This window comes from Algoriphagus aestuariicola (assembly GCF_017254835.1).
Taxonomy (GTDB): domain Bacteria; phylum Bacteroidota; class Bacteroidia; order Cytophagales; family Cyclobacteriaceae; genus Algoriphagus; species Algoriphagus aestuariicola.
Genome location: NZ_JAFKCW010000006.1, coordinates 18,290 through 35,347, shown reverse-complemented (window position 1 = coordinate 35,347; position 17,058 = coordinate 18,290). Strand labels below are relative to the sequence as shown.

17 protein-coding genes are annotated in these 17,058 nt (G+C 49.1%); 14 read left to right on the top strand and 3 right to left on the bottom strand.

Annotation, left to right across the window (positions count from 1 at the left end):
- Positions 1–94: 94 nt before the first annotated feature.
- From J0A67_RS21410 to J0A67_RS21390, 5 genes are all read left to right on the top strand, one after another.
- Entirely contained in the window at positions 95–2,050 is a 1,956-nt protein-coding gene (locus tag J0A67_RS21410; protein WP_206571447.1) for a M1 family metallopeptidase, read from the top strand.
- 179 nt (positions 2,051–2,229) lie between these two features.
- On the top strand, positions 2,230–3,354 hold the full coding sequence (locus J0A67_RS21405) for a hypothetical protein (RefSeq protein ID WP_206571446.1): 1,125 nt from the start codon (positions 2,230–2,232) through the stop codon (positions 3,352–3,354).
- Between the two features lie 64 nt (positions 3,355–3,418).
- Positions 3,419–4,459, top strand: coding sequence for a sensor histidine kinase (locus J0A67_RS21400; protein ID WP_206571445.1), 1,041 nt, complete (start codon positions 3,419–3,421; stop codon positions 4,457–4,459).
- Entirely contained in the window at positions 4,456–5,532 is a 1,077-nt protein-coding gene (locus J0A67_RS21395; protein WP_206571444.1) for a sensor histidine kinase, read from the top strand. Before J0A67_RS21400 ends, J0A67_RS21395 begins: the two co-directional genes overlap by 4 nt.
- Positions 5,533–6,297 (top strand): LytR/AlgR family response regulator transcription factor, encoded by a 765-nt coding sequence (locus J0A67_RS21390; RefSeq protein ID WP_206571443.1) that lies wholly within the window; start codon positions 5,533–5,535, stop codon positions 6,295–6,297. It abuts the gene before it with no gap.
- A gap of 195 nt (positions 6,298–6,492) precedes the next feature.
- On the opposite strand, the gene J0A67_RS21385 is transcribed toward J0A67_RS21390, so the two are convergent.
- Entirely contained in the window at positions 6,493–7,593 is a 1,101-nt protein-coding gene (locus J0A67_RS21385; RefSeq protein WP_206571442.1) for a trans-sulfuration enzyme family protein, read from the bottom strand.
- Positions 7,594–7,742: 149 nt separating this feature from the next.
- Here J0A67_RS21385 and J0A67_RS21380 point away from each other — a divergent pair, with 149 nt between their 5' ends.
- The 3 genes from J0A67_RS21380 to J0A67_RS21370 are packed head-to-tail and all read left to right on the top strand — an operon-like array spanning position 7,743 to position 9,731.
- A complete protein-coding gene (locus J0A67_RS21380) occupies positions 7,743–8,273 on the top strand; it encodes an RNA polymerase sigma factor (protein ID WP_206571441.1) in 531 nt (176 codons plus the stop codon).
- Positions 8,270–8,950, top strand: coding sequence for a hypothetical protein (locus J0A67_RS21375; RefSeq protein WP_206571440.1), 681 nt, complete (start codon positions 8,270–8,272; stop codon positions 8,948–8,950). The genes J0A67_RS21380 and J0A67_RS21375 overlap by 4 nt, the downstream gene beginning before the upstream one ends.
- Before the next feature lie 22 nt (positions 8,951–8,972).
- A complete protein-coding gene (locus J0A67_RS21370; protein WP_206571439.1) occupies positions 8,973–9,731 on the top strand; it encodes a hypothetical protein in 759 nt (252 codons plus the stop codon).
- An 88-nt stretch (positions 9,732–9,819) separates the two neighbouring features.
- On the opposite strand, the gene J0A67_RS21365 is transcribed toward J0A67_RS21370, so the two are convergent.
- Positions 9,820–10,290: a DUF4293 domain-containing protein gene (locus J0A67_RS21365; protein WP_206571438.1), complete on the bottom strand. Its 471-nt coding sequence runs from the start codon at positions 10,288–10,290 to the stop codon at positions 9,820–9,822.
- Positions 10,291–10,389: 99 nt separating this feature from the next.
- Here J0A67_RS21365 and truA point away from each other — a divergent pair, with 99 nt between their 5' ends.
- From truA to hemE, 6 genes are all read left to right on the top strand, one after another.
- Entirely contained in the window at positions 10,390–11,148 is a 759-nt protein-coding gene (gene truA / locus J0A67_RS21360; RefSeq protein WP_206571437.1) for a tRNA pseudouridine(38-40) synthase TruA, read from the top strand.
- 6 nt (positions 11,149–11,154) lie between these two features.
- Entirely contained in the window at positions 11,155–12,927 is a 1,773-nt protein-coding gene (locus J0A67_RS21355) for an ABC transporter ATP-binding protein (protein ID WP_206571436.1), read from the top strand.
- Positions 12,928–12,962: 35 nt separating this feature from the next.
- Complete coding sequence (locus tag J0A67_RS21350) at positions 12,963–13,550, top strand: hypothetical protein (RefSeq protein WP_206571435.1); 588 nt, start codon at positions 12,963–12,965, stop codon at positions 13,548–13,550.
- 3 nt (positions 13,551–13,553) lie between these two features.
- Positions 13,554–14,066, top strand: a complete 513-nt coding sequence (locus J0A67_RS21345; RefSeq protein WP_206571434.1) for a hypothetical protein — start codon at positions 13,554–13,556, stop codon at positions 14,064–14,066.
- Positions 14,067–14,137: 71 nt separating this feature from the next.
- Positions 14,138–14,683, top strand: coding sequence for a collagen-like triple helix repeat-containing protein (locus J0A67_RS21340; protein ID WP_206571433.1), 546 nt, complete (start codon positions 14,138–14,140; stop codon positions 14,681–14,683).
- Between the two features lie 102 nt (positions 14,684–14,785).
- Positions 14,786–15,811 carry a uroporphyrinogen decarboxylase gene (gene hemE / locus J0A67_RS21335; RefSeq protein ID WP_206571432.1) on the top strand — a complete coding sequence of 342 codons (1,026 nt, stop codon included), beginning with the start codon at positions 14,786–14,788 and terminating at the stop codon, positions 15,809–15,811.
- A 28-nt stretch (positions 15,812–15,839) separates the two neighbouring features.
- On the opposite strand, the gene J0A67_RS21330 is transcribed toward hemE, so the two are convergent.
- Complete coding sequence (locus J0A67_RS21330; protein WP_241265293.1) at positions 15,840–16,646, bottom strand: MOSC domain-containing protein; 807 nt, start codon at positions 16,644–16,646, stop codon at positions 15,840–15,842.
- Positions 16,647–17,058 lie beyond the last annotated feature (412 nt).

Below are 17,058 nucleotides of genomic sequence, written 5' to 3'. Positions count from 1 at the left end.
AATCTAAATTTTGGTTAAAGCTTTTTCGCTCATCAAAAAAACATTTAGCAATACCCGACGAGTCTGTATTTTCGGCGGCAAAATATAAAGCCCAATGAGAAAAATAAAACTACTGGGATGGGTGCTGTCCGCATTTCTGATGACCGGAAGTCTGTCCCTGTTTGCCCAGCAAGGCAGAGAAAACAACCAGCAGGACTTTTCGGAATTCATGGACCGAAAGGGCAACTACTACCGCAGCGCCTCCGGGAAACCGGGAGAGGGATATTGGCAAAACGCCGCCGACTACCAGATCGAGGTGGCGCTGGACGAGGCCAACTTTACCCTGTCGGGAAAGGTTACCCTCACTTATACCAACAACAGCCCCGAGCCACTGGATTTCATCTGGATGCAGATGGAACAAAACCGCTTCACAGAGACCTCCCGTGGTACGCTTACCACACCCGTGCAGGGCAACCGCTACAACGGTGATGTGGACGGGGGCTATCAGATCTCCAACCTCAGTGCGAAGGTAGGCAGCAAGGGAACGACTTCTTCCAAATACCTGATCGATGATACTCGAATGCAGGTTTGGTTTGCGGAGCCGATTCCTGCAAAAGGAGGAAAGGCGACTGTTTCGATGGACTTTTCTTTCAAAGTTCCTCAAAAAGGGATGGACCGTATGGGTCGTCTGAAAGTGGCGGACGGCTGGATCTATGCCTTCGCACAGTGGTATCCCAAAGTGGCGGTATTCGACGACATCGAAGGCTGGAACGTGGAGCCTTACCTAGGCGCAGGCGAGTTTTACCTCGAGTATGGTAACTTCGATTACAAGGTCACCGTGCCTTACAATCACATCGTGGTTGGTTCCGGCAAGCTAATGAACCCAAATGAGGTGCTTTCGAAAGAACTCCAAAACCGTTACGCCAAAGCATCCCAAAGCGACGAGACTGTTTTCCTGATTACGCCAGAGGAGATCAAAAACACCCAGCTCACCCGTCCTAAGCAAGACGGTACCGTGACTTGGCATTTCCAAATCAAAAATTCCCGAGACATCGCTTTTGCAACCTCGGACTCCTTTATCTGGGATGCTGCCAAAATCAACTTGCTGTCTGGCAAGACCATCCTCGCCCAATCAGTTTATCCCAAAGAAAGTCAAGGCCAGGAAGCTTGGGGCCGCTCAACAGAATATAGCAAGGCATCTATTGAGCACTACTCCAAGCAGTGGTATGAGTTTCCTTGGGAAACTGCCACTAACGTAGCGGCAGAAATCGGCGGGATGGAATATCCTGGTTTGAACTTCTGCCATTATACTTCCAAGGGCCGCGGTCTTTGGGGCGTGACCGACCACGAATTTGGCCACAACTGGTTTCCGATGATCGTGGGTAGCAACGAAAGACGCTACGCATGGATGGATGAAGGCTTCAACACCTTCATCAACCACTACAGTACGCTGGACTTCAACGAGGGCGAATACCCAAGCACATTAAACGAAACCAGAAGATTCAACAACTATTTCACCAGCGACAGCCGTGAAGGAATCGACAACTATCCCGACGTGACTAACCTCCAAAACCTCGGAATGGTCGCTTATCGCAAGCCCGGAATTGGCTTGGTGGTATTGAGAGAGTATATTCTGGGGCCCGAGCGATTTGACAACGCCTTCAGATCTTACATCAAGACCTGGGCATACAAGCACCCCCAGCCTGCCGACTTTTTCAATCACATGGAAAATGTAGCGGGAGAAAATCTGTCTTGGTTCTGGAAGGGATGGTTCTATGGCAACGGCAACATAGACCTTGGAATAGCGGGAGTCCAGCCTTACGGAGGAAACTACCTCGTCAGCCTCGAAAACAAGGGAGACTTCCCAATGCCGGTCTTGCTGGAAGTAAGCTATGACGACGGTTCCAAAGAGCGTATTACCCTGCCCGTGGAAATCTGGCAAAGAGGAGACAACTGGATCCACCAGATCAAAACAACCAAAAAAGTAACAGCGGTGGTCATCGATCCTGACAAAGTCATGCCTGACATCAACTTGGCAAACGACAGCTGGCCGGTCGAGATATACAAATAAGCCAACGAGCTCCTGAGATCTTCAGGAGCTTTTTTTTGCCCTCTTTTCACCAATTCAAAAAAGACTCAGGGCAATACGCCTACGGTTCACACCTGTAATCCTACGATTGACTTCCATCTGTTTTTCGAGCAAGCTTTCTTCCTCCATCTTAGCAGCACCATTTCAAAAGCATGAAGAACATGAAAAACTACTACGCCACAAATCGACTTATCCTGTTGCTGCTATTTCTCTCCTCTCCTCTGTTTTGCGGAGAAGTGCTGGCACAAAGCACCAATGTCACTGCGAGATCCAATTCCGGGACTTCCAGATGGACTGTCAACAACAACACCCAAAAGTCCAGCCTGGAGACCAACGGGAAAATCACCATTTCCGATGACGAGAAAAGCATCAGCTCGATCTCTCCTGGCGGCTACCTCAAGATCGAAAAAACTACTTTTGGCAACTCTCGCTCCTTGTTCATCACCAACAAGGGCGGAACGCTGGACTACGAGTACAAGGAAGGCGGCAGGAGCAAGCCCTACGAACCGGACGGGAGAGTTTGGCTAAGCGAAATCCTGCCTGACCTGCTCAACTCCACGACCATTGCGGCAGAATCTCGCATAGACCGCCACTATGCCAAAGGCGGAGTCAAGTCAGTCTTGGGGCTGGTGTCCCAGCTGAACAGTGACCACGTCAAATCCGCCTACCTTGGCATACTCATGCAAAAAAACCTGAGCCAGGCTGACGTCACGGCAGTGATTGATGCCGTCCCCAACAATTTGGATTCGGACCATTTTAAGCTGGAAGTCTATAAGAAGGTACCACCGGCCTACTTCAAAGACATCAATAGACTCACACGGGTGGTAAGCGACATCGACTCGGACCATTTCAAAGCCGAACTTCTCAAACCGATCTTCAAAGCCAATGTCGTTGCCGGTCAGGGAGAAAAAGCGCTTCAGCTCATCAATCTGGTAGACAGCGATCATTTTAAACTTGAAATCGCCAAAACCATCTCCTTCCAAAACATTTCCACTCCCGACCTCCGCTTTTTGGTGGACAGTGTGGTCCCAAAGATCGACTCAGACCATTTCAAAAACGAGCTGCTCCGAACCATTATCAACAGCAACAGCCTCACCGAGGAGCGTGCGCTGATCGTCCTATCCGGAGTCAACAGCATGGACAGCGACCACTTCAAGGCAGAAACGCTCAAATCTCTGTGTTCAAAGCAGCCTTCTGAGCGCGTGAAACAACAGATTAGAGAAACAGCCAAGACGAGCATAGAGTCCTCCCACTTTCTCGGCGAGGTAATGCGTTGCGCGGCCTAAGCAAAAAGCTTTTTGTAAATTGATGCCCCGGCGGATGCAGTCGGGGCTTTAGTATCCGATATAGATGAGGGAAAAATTTCTTTCTTTTTTGCTTGCAGCTGCGCTCACCGCATGCCTTGCCGCCTATCTATTCTATCATGTAGGCCTAATCAGCTGGATGCGGGAGTTGTCGGCTGCACAGTGGGGCACCTTGGTCTTGCTGATATTCCTGGCGAGCTTGATAATCTCGCAGGGTTACCGCTTCATTATCCACGTTCGCCCCTGGAACCAGGGACACCTGACCCGCTCATTGGCGCTCCTGACTATACTCACCGGTACGCTCGCCGCCTACACCTACTTTTTGGACATCGTCGTACAGGATTGGCTTTCTAACTTGGGGGAAAACACACCATCCACCAGCAGCCTACTCCTCAAGGGCGGCTTGGTCAGCCTGATTCTGAGCCTGCTGATCATCTGGATTGATTACTCTTGGTTTGCCTTTGCTCGGTACTCCAAGGAAACCATCCATCGGCTTAGGGAAGCCCGCAACAAAAAAGAACTCCAGTTTATCCTGCTGCGATCCCAACTGACTCCGCACTTCCTGTTCAACTCGCTCAATACCGCTTCTTATCTGGCTACCTCCCATCCAGACCAGGCAGAGGACTTTATCCGCAAGCTGGCCTTCAACTTCAACAACCTCATCCGCAATGGTATCCAGCCGCTCAACAGTCTGGAGCGGGAACTTGAGATCGTGGACAACTTCATGCACCTGATGAGGGTTCGCTATGGCGACAAAGTGATTTTGGAGAAAAGGATCAAACCCGGGACTGAGCAAAACTTCCTTCCTGCACTCGGCATTCAGCTGCTGGTGGAAAATGCCCTAAAACACAATATAGCGAGCCTGGATGCTCCTCTAAAGATCATGGTGACCGCAGATCAGCTGCAGGTAGTCGTAGCCAATACGCTCACGCAAAAGCCCGATAAGGTAGAATCTACTGGCATAGGCCTCAAAAATCTCCGAGAACGCTACCTCCACTATGGACGATCAGTTCCCGAAATCTCCGAGGGTGGGGGCTTTTACGAAGTCCGCCTCCCCTACGTGACACCTAACTTGAGCCAGCGATGAAGCCATTTCCCGACATCCAGCCCATCAGCCGCCTCGTGCTGCCCATTGTTGTTGGCACCTTGGCTTACCTGGCGATTCTGTTGGCCTTTGATACGGTGGAGTCCATGCTGGAGGATTTTTTCACCCGTGAGCTGTTTTTCTGCATCGCAGTCAGCGTCATTTTGCTGGAAGCGAACCGCGGACTCTTGCTGGCCTTCAAGAAGAAGTTGGTGTATTCTTCCAGCTTTGGCAGCTACGCTTCAGGACTTACTATCTGCTCCGCAGCCACTTGTATTCTCGTAGTCAGCGGCCTGTTGATTGGCTATTTTTCCTGGTTTGAAAACATGACTGAGGTAGCGGTATATACCGCTGAACTCAAGATTTTCAATGGTATTTTTCTGTTTGTCACCCTCCTTTTCCAAAGCCACTTTCTTGGGTTCTACCTGATCCACAAGCGCTTTGAGCGGGAACTGGAGCGAGAAGCCAGAAGAAAGGAAAGCTTGGATCGAGACGTGAACCTTTTCCACTATCGCCTCAATCCCAAGTTTCTGTTGACCTGCCTCGATGCCATTCTACTTAAGCTGAAGGAAAAACAATACGAGCAGGCTGACGAAGGCATCTTGCTCCTTTCTGAGATCTACCGCCATTCGCTCCAATCCCACGACGACTTGGCCACTCTGCAGGATGAGCTCACCGCGATGCGCTGCAAGGTCGATTTCCTAAATCTGTTTGTGGCAAAACACATTGAAATCCAAAGCCAAGATTTGGGGGAAGATTATCTTCTGATGCCTCGAACGTTGACCAAACTCCTGGAGGCAATCGCATACTCCCAACTTTCCTCTTCATCCGCACCGCTCACGATCTCCTTGGGAATACACCGGGATCAGTTGGAATTGAGTTTTCCCTGTACCTTCTCCCTGACCACAGAAGATGAGCTCTACCATTGCCTCCAAGAGGTACAGCAGCATTATTCCTGGTTGAAAAAGGAAATGAAGTGGACCGCAAATTCCACGTTTTTTATCCATATTCCCTTAGAAAAGCCCTTCAAACAATCCATTCAAAAGGAAAGCCTAAGCTCCCACCAACGATCCTAAATGAAAGTCCTGCTGATCGAAGACGAAATCCCTGCCATAGAAAAAGTTACCCACTTTCTGGCCAAGTACGATCCAGATTGTGAGCTGTTGGGCGTTGCCAAATCCATCGCCGAAGCTGTACCGCTGCTGACGAAGCTTGGTCCACAGGCAGATGTACTATTGATGGACGTACACTTGGAAGACGGGCTGTCCTTTCAGGCGCTGGACCGGGTTGGTTTTTTCAAACCGGTGATCTTCATCACGGCCCACAGCCAATATGCGCTGGAGGCCTTCAAGGCGAATGGCATCGACTATTTGGTCAAGCCAATCAGCTATGCGGCATTTGCCGCCAGCTTGGACAAATTACGTCAGCTAAGAGATAAGCCTGCCCCGCTCCATCCCCAGATTTGGCAACAGCTCTCCAAACCCGCCTATAAGGAACGCTTCATGGTGAAGATCGGCGAGCACATCCACTCGGTACCCACCCAGTCGGTTCGGATTTTTTTTGCAGAGGGCAAAAACACCTACCTGATCCGGGAAGATGGACGAAAACTCATCACCGACTACAAGATGGAAACGCTGGAAGAAATCTTAAATCCCGAGCTTTTCTTTCGGGTCAACCGAAGCCATCTCATCCACCTAGACGCGATCAAAGACGTGCTAATGTACTCCAACAGTCGACTTAAGATCAATCCCAATTTCCCCTACCCCGAGGAAATCATAGTCAGCCGAGACCGGGTCAACGGATTCAAACAATGGCTGGACGGAGAGAGAAAAAGCGAGTAGAAAGAATTTAAGACTTATGAAAATGCGATTTTCGACCTGAAGAGAGTATCAGGCGAGTTTCCCGATTTTTTTTAAGTATTCTAATTTGAGATTTTTAATTGCCTGGTGGTAGGCGACCGCTACCATCCACATCCCCAACTCTATCAATGCCCTCGTAAATCGTATCTGTAAAAGATGCGAATAGCCATGCCCATCTTACCCCAACGCCTGAGCCAGATCCTCCAGCAAATCATCCGTATGCTCTAGTCCAACCGAAACGCGGAGCAAGTTCTGAGGAGTTTTGGTGTTTGGCCCCTCCACGGCGGCGCGACGTTCGACCAAGCTTTCGACTCCTCCTAGGCTAGTGGCGTTGGCGAAAAGCTGGAGCTTGGACACCACCGCATCGGCTTCCCCGGCTCCGCCTATTACCGTGAAAGAAAGCATCCCTCCAAATCCGCTCATCTGAGCAGCGGCGATTTCATGTCCCGGATGCTTCTTTAAGCCGGGATAAAAGACTTTTTCGACCTTGGGATGTTGGCTTAGAAAATCGGCCAAGATCATCGCATGCTGCGCATGGCCCCGCATGCGATACGCCAGAGTCCTAATACTTCTCGCGAGATAATAGCAATCGGTCGGCGAGGGCACCGCTCCGCCGATATGCTGGACTGCCCGTATCTTTTTCCAAAAATCACTCTTCTCTTTGGCAATAAGAGCTCCACCAAGAATATCGGAATGTCCCCCAAAATATTTGGTGCTGCTATGCATGACAATATCGGCTCCTAGGTCTAAGGGATTTTGAAAAACCGGTGTGGCAAAGGTATTGTCGCAAGCCAGCAAAGCCCCCTGCTCCTTGGCGAGAGCGGAAATTGCGCGGACATCGGAGATTTTCAGCAGGGGATTGGAGGGGGTTTCCACCCAAAAAAGCCGGGTAGTGGGCCGAATGGCATTTTTCACCTGCTGCAGGTCACTCATATCCACAAAGCTCACCTCATGAATCCCAGCAAAGAGCGTTTTCATCGACTGGGCAAGCCCATGGTACATGTCGTCAGGTGCGATGATATGCGAACCCGGCTCCAAGGCCTGAAAGACCGCCGTACCTGCTGCATTACCTGATGAAAACGCCGCCGCGTCGGTTCCTTTCTCCATCGCTGCCAGAAGCTCCTCCAATGCTGAGCGGTTTGGGTTTTCTGCCCGAGTATAGATCATCGGTCCGCTGCCATGCTCAAAGTTGGTACTGAGCGTAATGGGCTGGACGATGGGCCGGTTGGAGTCAGTACGGTGAATACCTTTGTGAATCGTCAGAGTCTCGAATTTCATAGTGGCGTATTTGGGATCAAATTAGAAAAGTCTCCCAAGGATAAGAAAGCCTTTTACAGGAAAACCACTTTTTAAAAAACCCTAAATGAATTGGCAACCATTCCAACCTTTTGGAACTTCCTCCCCTCTTTTGTTCAGAAGGACTTGAAATGGAAAAGGAACGAATAGACTTACGCTTGATCGAACTGGTGATTGCACAAGACCGAAAGGCGCAGTTCCAGCTTTTCGAACTGACCAAACGGATGGTCTACTCGCTTGCATTCCGCATTCTAAATGACGAGGATATTGCCCATGACGTGCTGCAGGACACTTTCGTCAAGGTATTTCAGGAAATCAAAAACCTAAAGCATCCCGAGGCTTTGGTTTCCTGGATGAAAACAATCACTGCTCGAAAAGCTGTGGAAAAAGCCAAAAGGCAACTCGTTTTTGAAAAACTCAGTTCGGCGGAAGATCAAAGTGAGGATCATTTCGAAGCTTGGTTTGACGGAGAGCTTTTGGATCAGGCCATCCGAAGTCTACCTGCAGGATCCCGGACGGTATTCATGCTGGTAGAGGTGGAAGGTTACCCGCATCAGGAAGTCGGAAGAATGCTTGGGATCAGCGAGAGCACCTCAAAATCCCAATTGAACTATGCCAAGAAACTGTTGAAAACGAGGATAAAAACCCTGCTTCAAGCATGAAAAAGCTCCCTGAATATTCGCCAAAGGCAAGCGCTTGGGAAGACTTGCTCAAGAAAGTCAGCTTCGAACGCCAGCTTGGGAATCATCTGCCGACACTTCCCCAGTTCGCACCTCAGGATGCGGTTTGGGAAAAAATAACGGCGGAACTGGATCGGAAGAAAGTCGTTCCCATTTGGCTCCGCTGGAGTGCTGCAGCTGCTGTGATCGCTATACTTTTGTTTTCCCTGATTTCCAAATTCAGAACTGACGACAAATTCCAAGATCAGGAGCTGCTCAGCGAAAAGCCTATCGAAGTGGGTAATTCCTCATTGGAAGCTGTGCCCTTCGAGACGCCAACAAGTACGGAAACCGTTGCTGCAAACGCCGAAAATGCTCCATTGAAATTTTATCCAGAAGAGAAGTCCAAGCGATCAATCGAAATTATTGCAGCTCCAAAAATGACCTTGCCGGACCTCGAACTTTCACAGTCCAAAAACCTAAGCCTAAAAATCCCAGAAAGAATTGTCCCTGAAGCGCAAGTCCAGAAGACACTTCATCAAGTCAGAATCTCCTGGAGCAAAATCAAACCCGGCCTGCAAGTCAAGACACCCTTTAGCCGAACAGAATCCGAATTGCAACAAAAACCTCAAGCATCAGCCACTCAAAACAGCCTAATCACGCTGGAAATAAACAACTAAGCTTCTTAACTACCACTCAAAAATGAAAAGACTGATACTTCTCACTGGCATTGCCATGCTCTTTTGCCAACGCTCACTGGCTCAAGAAATCGAAAACAAACCTTTTGGAAACTATCTGGAAAAGCTAAATGAAGCCTATCCAGTCACAGACACCTTGGTTTTCGACTTCCCCAATGACGGCAAATTGCTCTTGCTCTTTAACAACACAGAATACGGCCTTTCCTTTTTGGAGGAAAAATTCACGCCGGTCCTGAAGGAAACAACCAAATTCCCTGAGTTTAAGACCCTTTCTTACAGATTGAGCGAAGAATATCCCCAAACCAAAGTCGATGCAGTGATCCTGGATCTGGAAAGAAACTACCTACCCTATGTGGATCAACTCGAACTTGGCGCGGTGATCGGCATGGACTATACCGGAGGGGATTTTACTCCTGAGATTGGTGGTCGAGCGATGTTCAATTTCAGGAAGTTTGACATCGGAGGATCTTTTACCAACAAGATTTTCTTTCCCGAACGCGTCGACGGGAACGTGAAAGTCAACAGCAACTGGTTTGCAAATCTGGAATACCGATGGGACAAAAGCGATCCAAAATCCAACAGTGCCAACATGTTTGGGATAGGGATTTTGGTCAATGAAGACAAAAGTCAGCTATTCAGCGGAACCACCATGCAGGCCTTCTACAAGCGAGGCGTGAACAAAAACGTCTCGATCCAGGTGGGAATCATCGCGACCGAAAACTTCAAGACGTTCTATCCCACGGTCGGGATCCGGTTTTGGTAAAAACAAAAATGCCAGCGAAGAGCCGGCATTTTTCGTCAGGAAGCCCAGATTTAGGCATCTTGATTCTAGTATCTAATATCTAGCATCATTACCTGATTCGATCCACAGAACGGACGAGCGCTTCGTCTTTTCGGATAAACCGGTTGGCCAGCATGTTGCAGACCATAGCCGCCAATATTACCCAAAAACCTACTTTATAGCTTCCTGCCACTTCCATTCCCAATTCGGAGTTTAGTCCATTGGTCGTGAGAAAAACAGATGCCACCAAGCCGACCATGAGCAGGCTGTTGATCATATTCAGCATCATCTGTCGACCTCTGCTCTTGTATTGAAAGATCGAAATCAGGGCCAAAAGCCCTACGAAAGCCGCCAACGCTCCGATGTACCATTTAGAAGAAGAGCTGACCACCTCTCCGTCCGCACTGAGATTTTCGACGGCAAAAGCGCTGAGCTTCCAGCTTTGGCCGTTGACTGCCTGCTCCCACAGCTCAGTGCCGATGGTAATCCCCATGCAGACCACTACCAGGAACAAAAAGATGGTTTGAATTCGCTGAATCATTAGTTTCTTTTTTTGTGCAAAGAAAAGCCCAAATCCAGTCAATACCAAGCATCACTTACTCCAAGGGGAATTGATGGGGAATTGTATCTTTGCAACCGTATGGACGAAACCAAGAGGTATTTTCTGGAATTAAGTTACAAAGGCACCCCATTTCACGGTTGGCAGACGCAAGAAAACGTCATGACCGTGCAAGAGTGTCTGGAAAACGCGCTGGCAACCTATTTGAGAAAACCAACTCCGATTTTGGGAAGTGGAAGAACCGACAAGGGCGTACATGCCAACATGCAGGTTTGCCATTTTGACCACTCCGGCTTACCGCTCGGGGAAAATTTCCTCAGTGGCATCAATGCCATCCTCCCCAAAGAAATCGCCGTCCATTCGATCCGGCAGGTCAGGGACGATGCCCATGCCCGCTTTGACGCAGTGCGCAGATCCTATGTCTATCGCATCATTTTCCGGAAAAACCCGTTTCTAGATCAGTTGGCTTGGCATTGTTTCTACAATCCTGACGTTGAAAAAATGAACCTTGCGGCAGAAGCCCTTCTCAGACACGAGGATTTCGAATGCTTCAGCAAGGTCCACACGGACGTCACGCACTTCCGCTGCGATATTATGTCTGCCCATTGGGAACAAAAGGAGGGCGAATTGCTATTTCATATAACCGCAAACCGGTTTTTGCGTGGCATGGTAAGGACAATCGTAGGAACGCTCATGGAAGTAGGAAGGGGATTTAGGAAACCCGAGGAGATGGACGAAGTCATCCTTTCCCGCAACCGCGCCAACGCCGGAAAAGCCGCACCAGCCAAGGGACTTTTCCTCAACAAAATCGAATATCGAAAAGAAATATACCTAGACTAACCCGCCTTGAGCTTAGAAAAAGAAAAAGAATCGTCTGGCGAAATCGTCGACATGAAAGTACTGCGGCAGCTTTACTCCTTTGTGAAGCCCTATCAAAAGCAGTTTTACTTTCTGGTATTTCTTACAGTCGCCATGGCGATTTTGGCCCCTACCCGACCCTATTTCATTCAGATCGCGATTGACGACTATGTTGCTTTGGGCGATACCCCTGGACTGATCAGGATCATCTATATCCTGATCGGATTGATGGTACTCCAAGCCATCGTGCAGTGGGCTCACACCTACTACTCGGGATGGATCGGCCAAGTAATCATCAAAGATATCCGCACTCGGCTCTACCAGCATCTGTTGAAGCTTCGCCTGAAGTTTTTTGACAATACACCCATCGGAAGGCTGGTCACCAGAAACGTCTCGGACATCGAGACCCTTGCCGATGTATTTAGCGAAGGCTTGGCGGCTATCATTGGCGACTTGCTGCAGATTATCACCATCCTCGGGGTGATGTTTTACATTGACTGGAAGCTGACACTCGTCAGCTTGAGCACACTACCACTCTTGATTATTTCCACTTATGTATTCAAGGAAAAAATCAAGGTTACGTTCAATGACGTCAGAAATGCAGTATCAAATCTGAACTCCTTTCTGCAAGAGCACATCACTGGCATGAACATAGTCCAGATATTCAATCGGGAAAAGCGCGAGTTCGAAAAATTCAAAGAAATCAACCGCGAGCACCGATCAGCCCACATTCGGTCTGTCCTTTACTATTCGGTTTATTTTCCGGTAGCAGAGATCATCCAGGCCATAGGTATCGGGTTGGTGGTATGGTACGGCGCGGTCGGCGTGTTGGGTTTGGATTTGCAAATAGGCGTCTTGATTTCCTTTATCATGTATCTGCAGCTGTTTTTCAGGCCCATCCGCATGATCGCTGACCGATTCAATACGCTCCAAATGGGTGTGGTGAGCTCCTCCCGGATTTTCAAGCTTTTGGCTAGCACCGAGCATATCGCGAATGAAGGCAGCCACAAGCCGGAAAAAATCAAGGGAAACCTAAAACTCGAACAGGTCTGGTTTGCCTACGTCAATGAGGACTATGTATTGAAAAACATCAATTTCGAAGTCGAAGCCGGCCAAACCGTCGCCTTGGTGGGTGCCACCGGCGCAGGAAAATCGTCCATTATCAACCTGATTTCCAGATTTTACGAAATCAACAAAGGACAGATCATGATCGACGGCACTGACATCAGGGAATTTGAGCTCGGGACATTGCGCAAGCATATCGGTGTCGTGCTCCAGGATGTTTTCCTTTTTTCCAACAGCATCTACCACAATATAACGCTCGGAAATCCGTCCATCTCTAAGGAGCAGGTGCTAGAAGCTGCGGAAAATGTCGGGGCGAGAAAGTTTATCGAACGTCTGCCCGGAGGGCTGGATTACAACGTGATGGAACGCGGGGCTACACTCTCTGTCGGCCAGCGACAACTGATTTCCTTCGTCAGGGCGATGGTGTACAACCCCGAAATTCTGATCCTCGATGAAGCCACTTCATCCGTGGACTCGGAAACCGAAGAGCTGATTCAGGAGTCGATCGAAAAGATGATGAAGGGTCGAACCTCCATCGTCATCGCCCACCGGCTGTCCACCATTCAGAAAGCAGACAAAATCATCGTGCTGCACAAAGGTGAAATCGTGGAAACCGGCACGCATGACTCACTTCTCGAGCTGGGCGGCTACTACACCCAGCTCCATCAAATGCAACTCAAAATGATGGCGATCTAAGCCATCAAATTAATTTTCAACCAACTCCAATAGTTTTGAAATACCGCGTTTTATTGCTTTTCACTCTCTTGCCATTTTTCGGCATTGCCCAAGAAAGAGGCATCGGCGTCAGAATTGGCGAGCCGATCTCCCTTACCTACAAAGATTTCATAGAGGATTATCTTTCCTACGAAGTCATGCTTGGCGCCGCAGGGGTAAATGGTTCGGACTACTATCGAAAGGATTTCGAGAACAATCCTCCCGCTTCCAATGCATTTTACCAAAGCCACTCTGCCAGCAAAGGCGTGTCCCTCAATTTTAGGGTTGCGCTGAACGAAGACATCACTGACGTTTTTGACATCACCCAGGGGTACCTCCTCGGCTACGGCGGCGCTGGCATTCAGATTCGTACCACCCAGGTGGATTACAGCTACTATCAAAATACGTCAAGCTCTGCGACCCAGCCATTGATGCGGGAAGACCGGACTAACTTTGACTTCGGGCCGGAGGCTTTTGCTGGAGCAGAGTATTACTTCGACGAAACCCCAATCAGCGTGTTTGCGGAGGTTGGACTGTTTTTGGAGCTGATCGATCGAGTCAACGTCAAGGGCCAAGGCGGCATAGGAGTTCGCTATCTCTTTTAGCAGATGAAAAAGGTCGGAATCGCGCTACTGGTTCTTTTGGCTGTCATCGCCCTCGCTTACGGCCTATTCATACACTTGGGTGGGAGCAAGCCTATACGGGTGGAATTGATCAGCAGTGCTCCGTCGGCTCTGGCGGGAAAGACCTTTCGAGGCACACCCCAAGACAAACGACTGTCCGAGACATTTCAATCCATAGAAAGTCTATTGGCGCTTCATCCAGGAAAAAAGATGCATACCATCTATCTGGTGGAGCCTGCCGGCAAACTCGACACCATGGAAGTTTTCGTGGGTTTGGATCTCCCATTTGCCCCATCGGACTTGGAATCGATGACTTTTTCTGAACAAAAATTCATCCGGGCAACCGTTACAGGAAGCAAATGGGTCATGCCTGGACCTGAAACCGTCAAGGAAAAAATCGACGCCTATGCAAAAGAAAACAACCTTGTCCTGAGCGGAGTTTTCATCGACCGAATAGTCAGTGATTCGGAGATTCAGGTGATCGCGCCAGTCAAGTGAGAAAAGTTTTGGGTTTTTACCAACCTTGGCATGATCCCTGCCGTGAAAGTTGAAACGCTAACTCAAACTATATGAATAAAATACTGACAATTTTTGCGTTGATCGGCTTGGTGGCCTTTCAAGCTTGCGAAGGACCAGAAGGCCCGATGGGACCTCAAGGAGAACAAGGGGTACAGGGGGCTCCCGGCACCCCGGGAGTAAACATCGTAGGCACGACTTACGAGGTCGATCTCGATTTCACGGAAGAAGGCCAATATTCCGGATTGTTTGAGTTTCCTGAAGCATTGATTGAAAGCGATGCCGTCTTGATTTACAGACTTTCTGCCGTGGACAACGGACGGGACGTGTGGAGGCTGCTACCACAAACCTACTTTTTCAGCGAAGGTGTCCTGATGTACAATTTTGACTACACGATCGAAGACTTCTCCATATTCTTGGATGGCGCGATAGATCCAACCATCTTACCCGCCCAATGGACAACCGATCAGATTTTCCGAGTAATCGTACTTCCATCGGATTTTCCTGAGGGAAGAATCGACTATTCAAACTATGAGGCGGTCACTGCGATGCTCGGAATAGAGGAAAGCGACTTCCAAAAGCTTCAAGCCAATAACTGATTAAACCAATTATTACCACTTTCGAGGCCCGGAATTCCGGGCCTCGCTTTTTTATTCATTCGGCGATTCTGCCAAAAATAATTTGGCGCTTATCTTTGCGGCATGCAACTCAAAAATGATCTGCTGCTGCGAGCAGCCCGAGGTGAAAAGACAGAAAGAACTCCCGTTTGGCTCATGAGGCAGGCGGGACGGATACTCCCGGAATACCGCGCGGTGCGTGAGTCTGTCAGTGGGTTCATCGAGCTGGCACAGACTCCAGAACTGGCTTCGGAAGTCACGATCCAACCAGTTGACCTTTTGGGTGTAGATGCTGCGATTATTTTTTCGGACATTCTGGTGATCCCAGAGGCCATGGGGCTTCCCTATGAAATGGTGGAAAAACGCGGCCCTTGGTTCCCCGAGACCGTCCGCAGCGAGTCTGATCTGAAAAAACTGCGTGTAGCAGACGGAGAAAATGATCTCCGGTATGTCATTGACGCGATCCATATTACCAAAAGAGCGCTAAACGGGCGCGTTCCCCTGATCGGATTTGCCGGTGCGCCATGGACCATATTCGCCTACATGGTGGAGGGCAGCGGCAGCAAGACTTTTTCCAAGTCCCGTGAAAAGCTCTATCGGGATCCGGTGTTTTCGCACAAACTCCTACAGCTCATCACAGATTCTACGATCAACTACCTTAAGGCTCAGATCCGTGCCGGAGCCAACCTAGTACAGATTTTCGACAGCTGGGCGGGGATCTTGGGACCAAAACAGTACGAAGAGTTTTCTCTGAAATATATTTCCCAAATCTGCGACGCCATCAACGAAGTGCCCATGACCGTCTTTGCCAAGGGGGCTTTTTTCGCCCGAGAAGAGATGGGCAGACTCAACTGTGATACCATCGGGCTGGACTGGAATATGGGCATTTCGGAATCCAGAAAATTGATCGGGCCCGACAAAACCCTTCAGGGGAACCTCGATCCAGCCGCGCTCTACGGAAATCCAGATCAGGTCAGGGCAGCTACAATAGAGATGATGGAACAGTTTAGGGGATCACGACACATCGCCAACCTGGGCCACGGCGTCTATCCCGACATCGATCCTGAAATGGTGAAGGTATTCATCCAGACCGTTAAGGAATTTAGGTGATTCCTTGCAAGAGTGGAAAACAACGGTCCTAGACTTCCTGAAGCACATCCCCAACTTTGATCGTCCCTGATTGCAATGCGATTACGTTTTGGCCGAAGTACACTTTTCCATTAATAGTGCGGTAGGTGGAAAGTGTCTTAAGAGGCTCTTTGCCCTTGGTCCCTGTCGATTGATCGACCGTGGTCATGACACAGCGCGCGCAGGGTTTCACAATTTCAAATTCCAATTCGCCGATTTTGATTTTTCGCAGTTTATCTTCCAAATAGGCGCTTCCACCGGCAAAGACAATATTTGGCCGAAAGCGATCCATGGGGATGGGGTCAACCAATCTGGAATTGAGATCATTCAATGACTCTTGTCCGATCAACAAGTAAGGCATGCCATCTGCGAAACTGACAGATTCAGCATGTATGGCATACCTGGGATCCACCTTTCTGTGGCTGGATTCTAACATCACCACAAGACAAACGGAAAACCCCAGAAAATCAGAAAACCAACTATTCAAATCTGGATGGACGATCTTCGCCGTGACCTGATCATCCCAAATCGTCACCGTGATTTCAGGCCCAGTGGCCAAATCAAAGGGGATTTGGACTTGCACGCTTTGTTGCTGGCTATGAGAAACGACCAAGCCGCCATCCTCCAGGCTGACAGCCAACAATGCTAGCTGGGGGTATTTACGCTGGGAAACGAATACACCTTCTTGATCGACAAGCATCCATCGTCGGTCATATCTGAAACCTCTCTCCTCTACTAAGGCCTCGGACAGCCGGATCCCCCCAAGTGATTTGATAGGATAGACAAAAATATCCTGAACGGTCATTGTTTTTTCCATGTCCTAAAAATAGGATAAAGCATTCAGTCCATTCAAACCAAAAACAAAAACCTCCCCATTGTCATGGATTTCAGAAAATGCCAAAGGGATGGAAACAGCTCAAAATGCTGGGTAGCGTGTATCAACGTCATGCCCAACAAAACGACTAAAAACCATTTGGCCCGGTCTCGGTTTCTCGTGGAGGAAAAAAGTCCCATTCCCCTTTAGATGCACTTTGCCCGAACAGGGTTGCACGGATTTTCCACTTTTTGGAAAACCTGCCATAATCGACAGCCCAATTTTCCACTTTGGTGACAAATGGTTTTTCCAGCAAGCTGGCATCTGGCAGTGAATCTGACAAACTGACACCAAAAGGAGATATTTCCCCAATGGCACAGCACTTGAAGAATCGGGAGTGTACAATTAACGCAAC

Bases quoted from the DNA above. Each gene is read 5' to 3' on its own strand.
- J0A67_RS21400 (WP_206571445.1), top strand. From the start codon at position 3,419: ATGAGGGAAAAATTTCTTTCTTTTTTGCTTGCAGCTGCGCTCACCGCA.
- truA (WP_206571437.1), top strand. From the start codon at position 10,390: ATGGACGAAACCAAGAGGTATTTTCTGGAATTAAGTTACAAAGGCACC.
- J0A67_RS21395 (WP_206571444.1), top strand. From the start codon at position 4,456: ATGAAGCCATTTCCCGACATCCAGCCCATCAGCCGCCTCGTGCTGCCC.
- J0A67_RS21370 (WP_206571439.1), top strand. From the start codon at position 8,973: ATGAAAAGACTGATACTTCTCACTGGCATTGCCATGCTCTTTTGCCAA.
- J0A67_RS21365 (WP_206571438.1), bottom strand. From the start codon at position 10,290: ATGATTCAGCGAATTCAAACCATCTTTTTGTTCCTGGTAGTGGTCTGC.
- hemE (WP_206571432.1), top strand. From the start codon at position 14,786: ATGCAACTCAAAAATGATCTGCTGCTGCGAGCAGCCCGAGGTGAAAAG.
- J0A67_RS21410 (WP_206571447.1), top strand. From the start codon at position 95: ATGAGAAAAATAAAACTACTGGGATGGGTGCTGTCCGCATTTCTGATG.
- J0A67_RS21380 (WP_206571441.1), top strand. From the start codon at position 7,743: ATGGAAAAGGAACGAATAGACTTACGCTTGATCGAACTGGTGATTGCA.
- J0A67_RS21390 (WP_206571443.1), top strand. From the start codon at position 5,533: ATGAAAGTCCTGCTGATCGAAGACGAAATCCCTGCCATAGAAAAAGTT.
- J0A67_RS21345 (WP_206571434.1), top strand. From the start codon at position 13,554: ATGAAAAAGGTCGGAATCGCGCTACTGGTTCTTTTGGCTGTCATCGCC.
- J0A67_RS21385 (WP_206571442.1), bottom strand. From the start codon at position 7,593: ATGAAATTCGAGACTCTGACGATTCACAAAGGTATTCACCGTACTGAC.
- J0A67_RS21405 (WP_206571446.1), top strand. From the start codon at position 2,230: ATGAAAAACTACTACGCCACAAATCGACTTATCCTGTTGCTGCTATTT.
- J0A67_RS21375 (WP_206571440.1), top strand. From the start codon at position 8,270: ATGAAAAAGCTCCCTGAATATTCGCCAAAGGCAAGCGCTTGGGAAGAC.
- J0A67_RS21330 (WP_241265293.1), bottom strand. From the start codon at position 16,646: ATGGAAAAAACAATGACCGTTCAGGATATTTTTGTCTATCCTATCAAA.
- J0A67_RS21340 (WP_206571433.1), top strand. From the start codon at position 14,138: ATGAATAAAATACTGACAATTTTTGCGTTGATCGGCTTGGTGGCCTTT.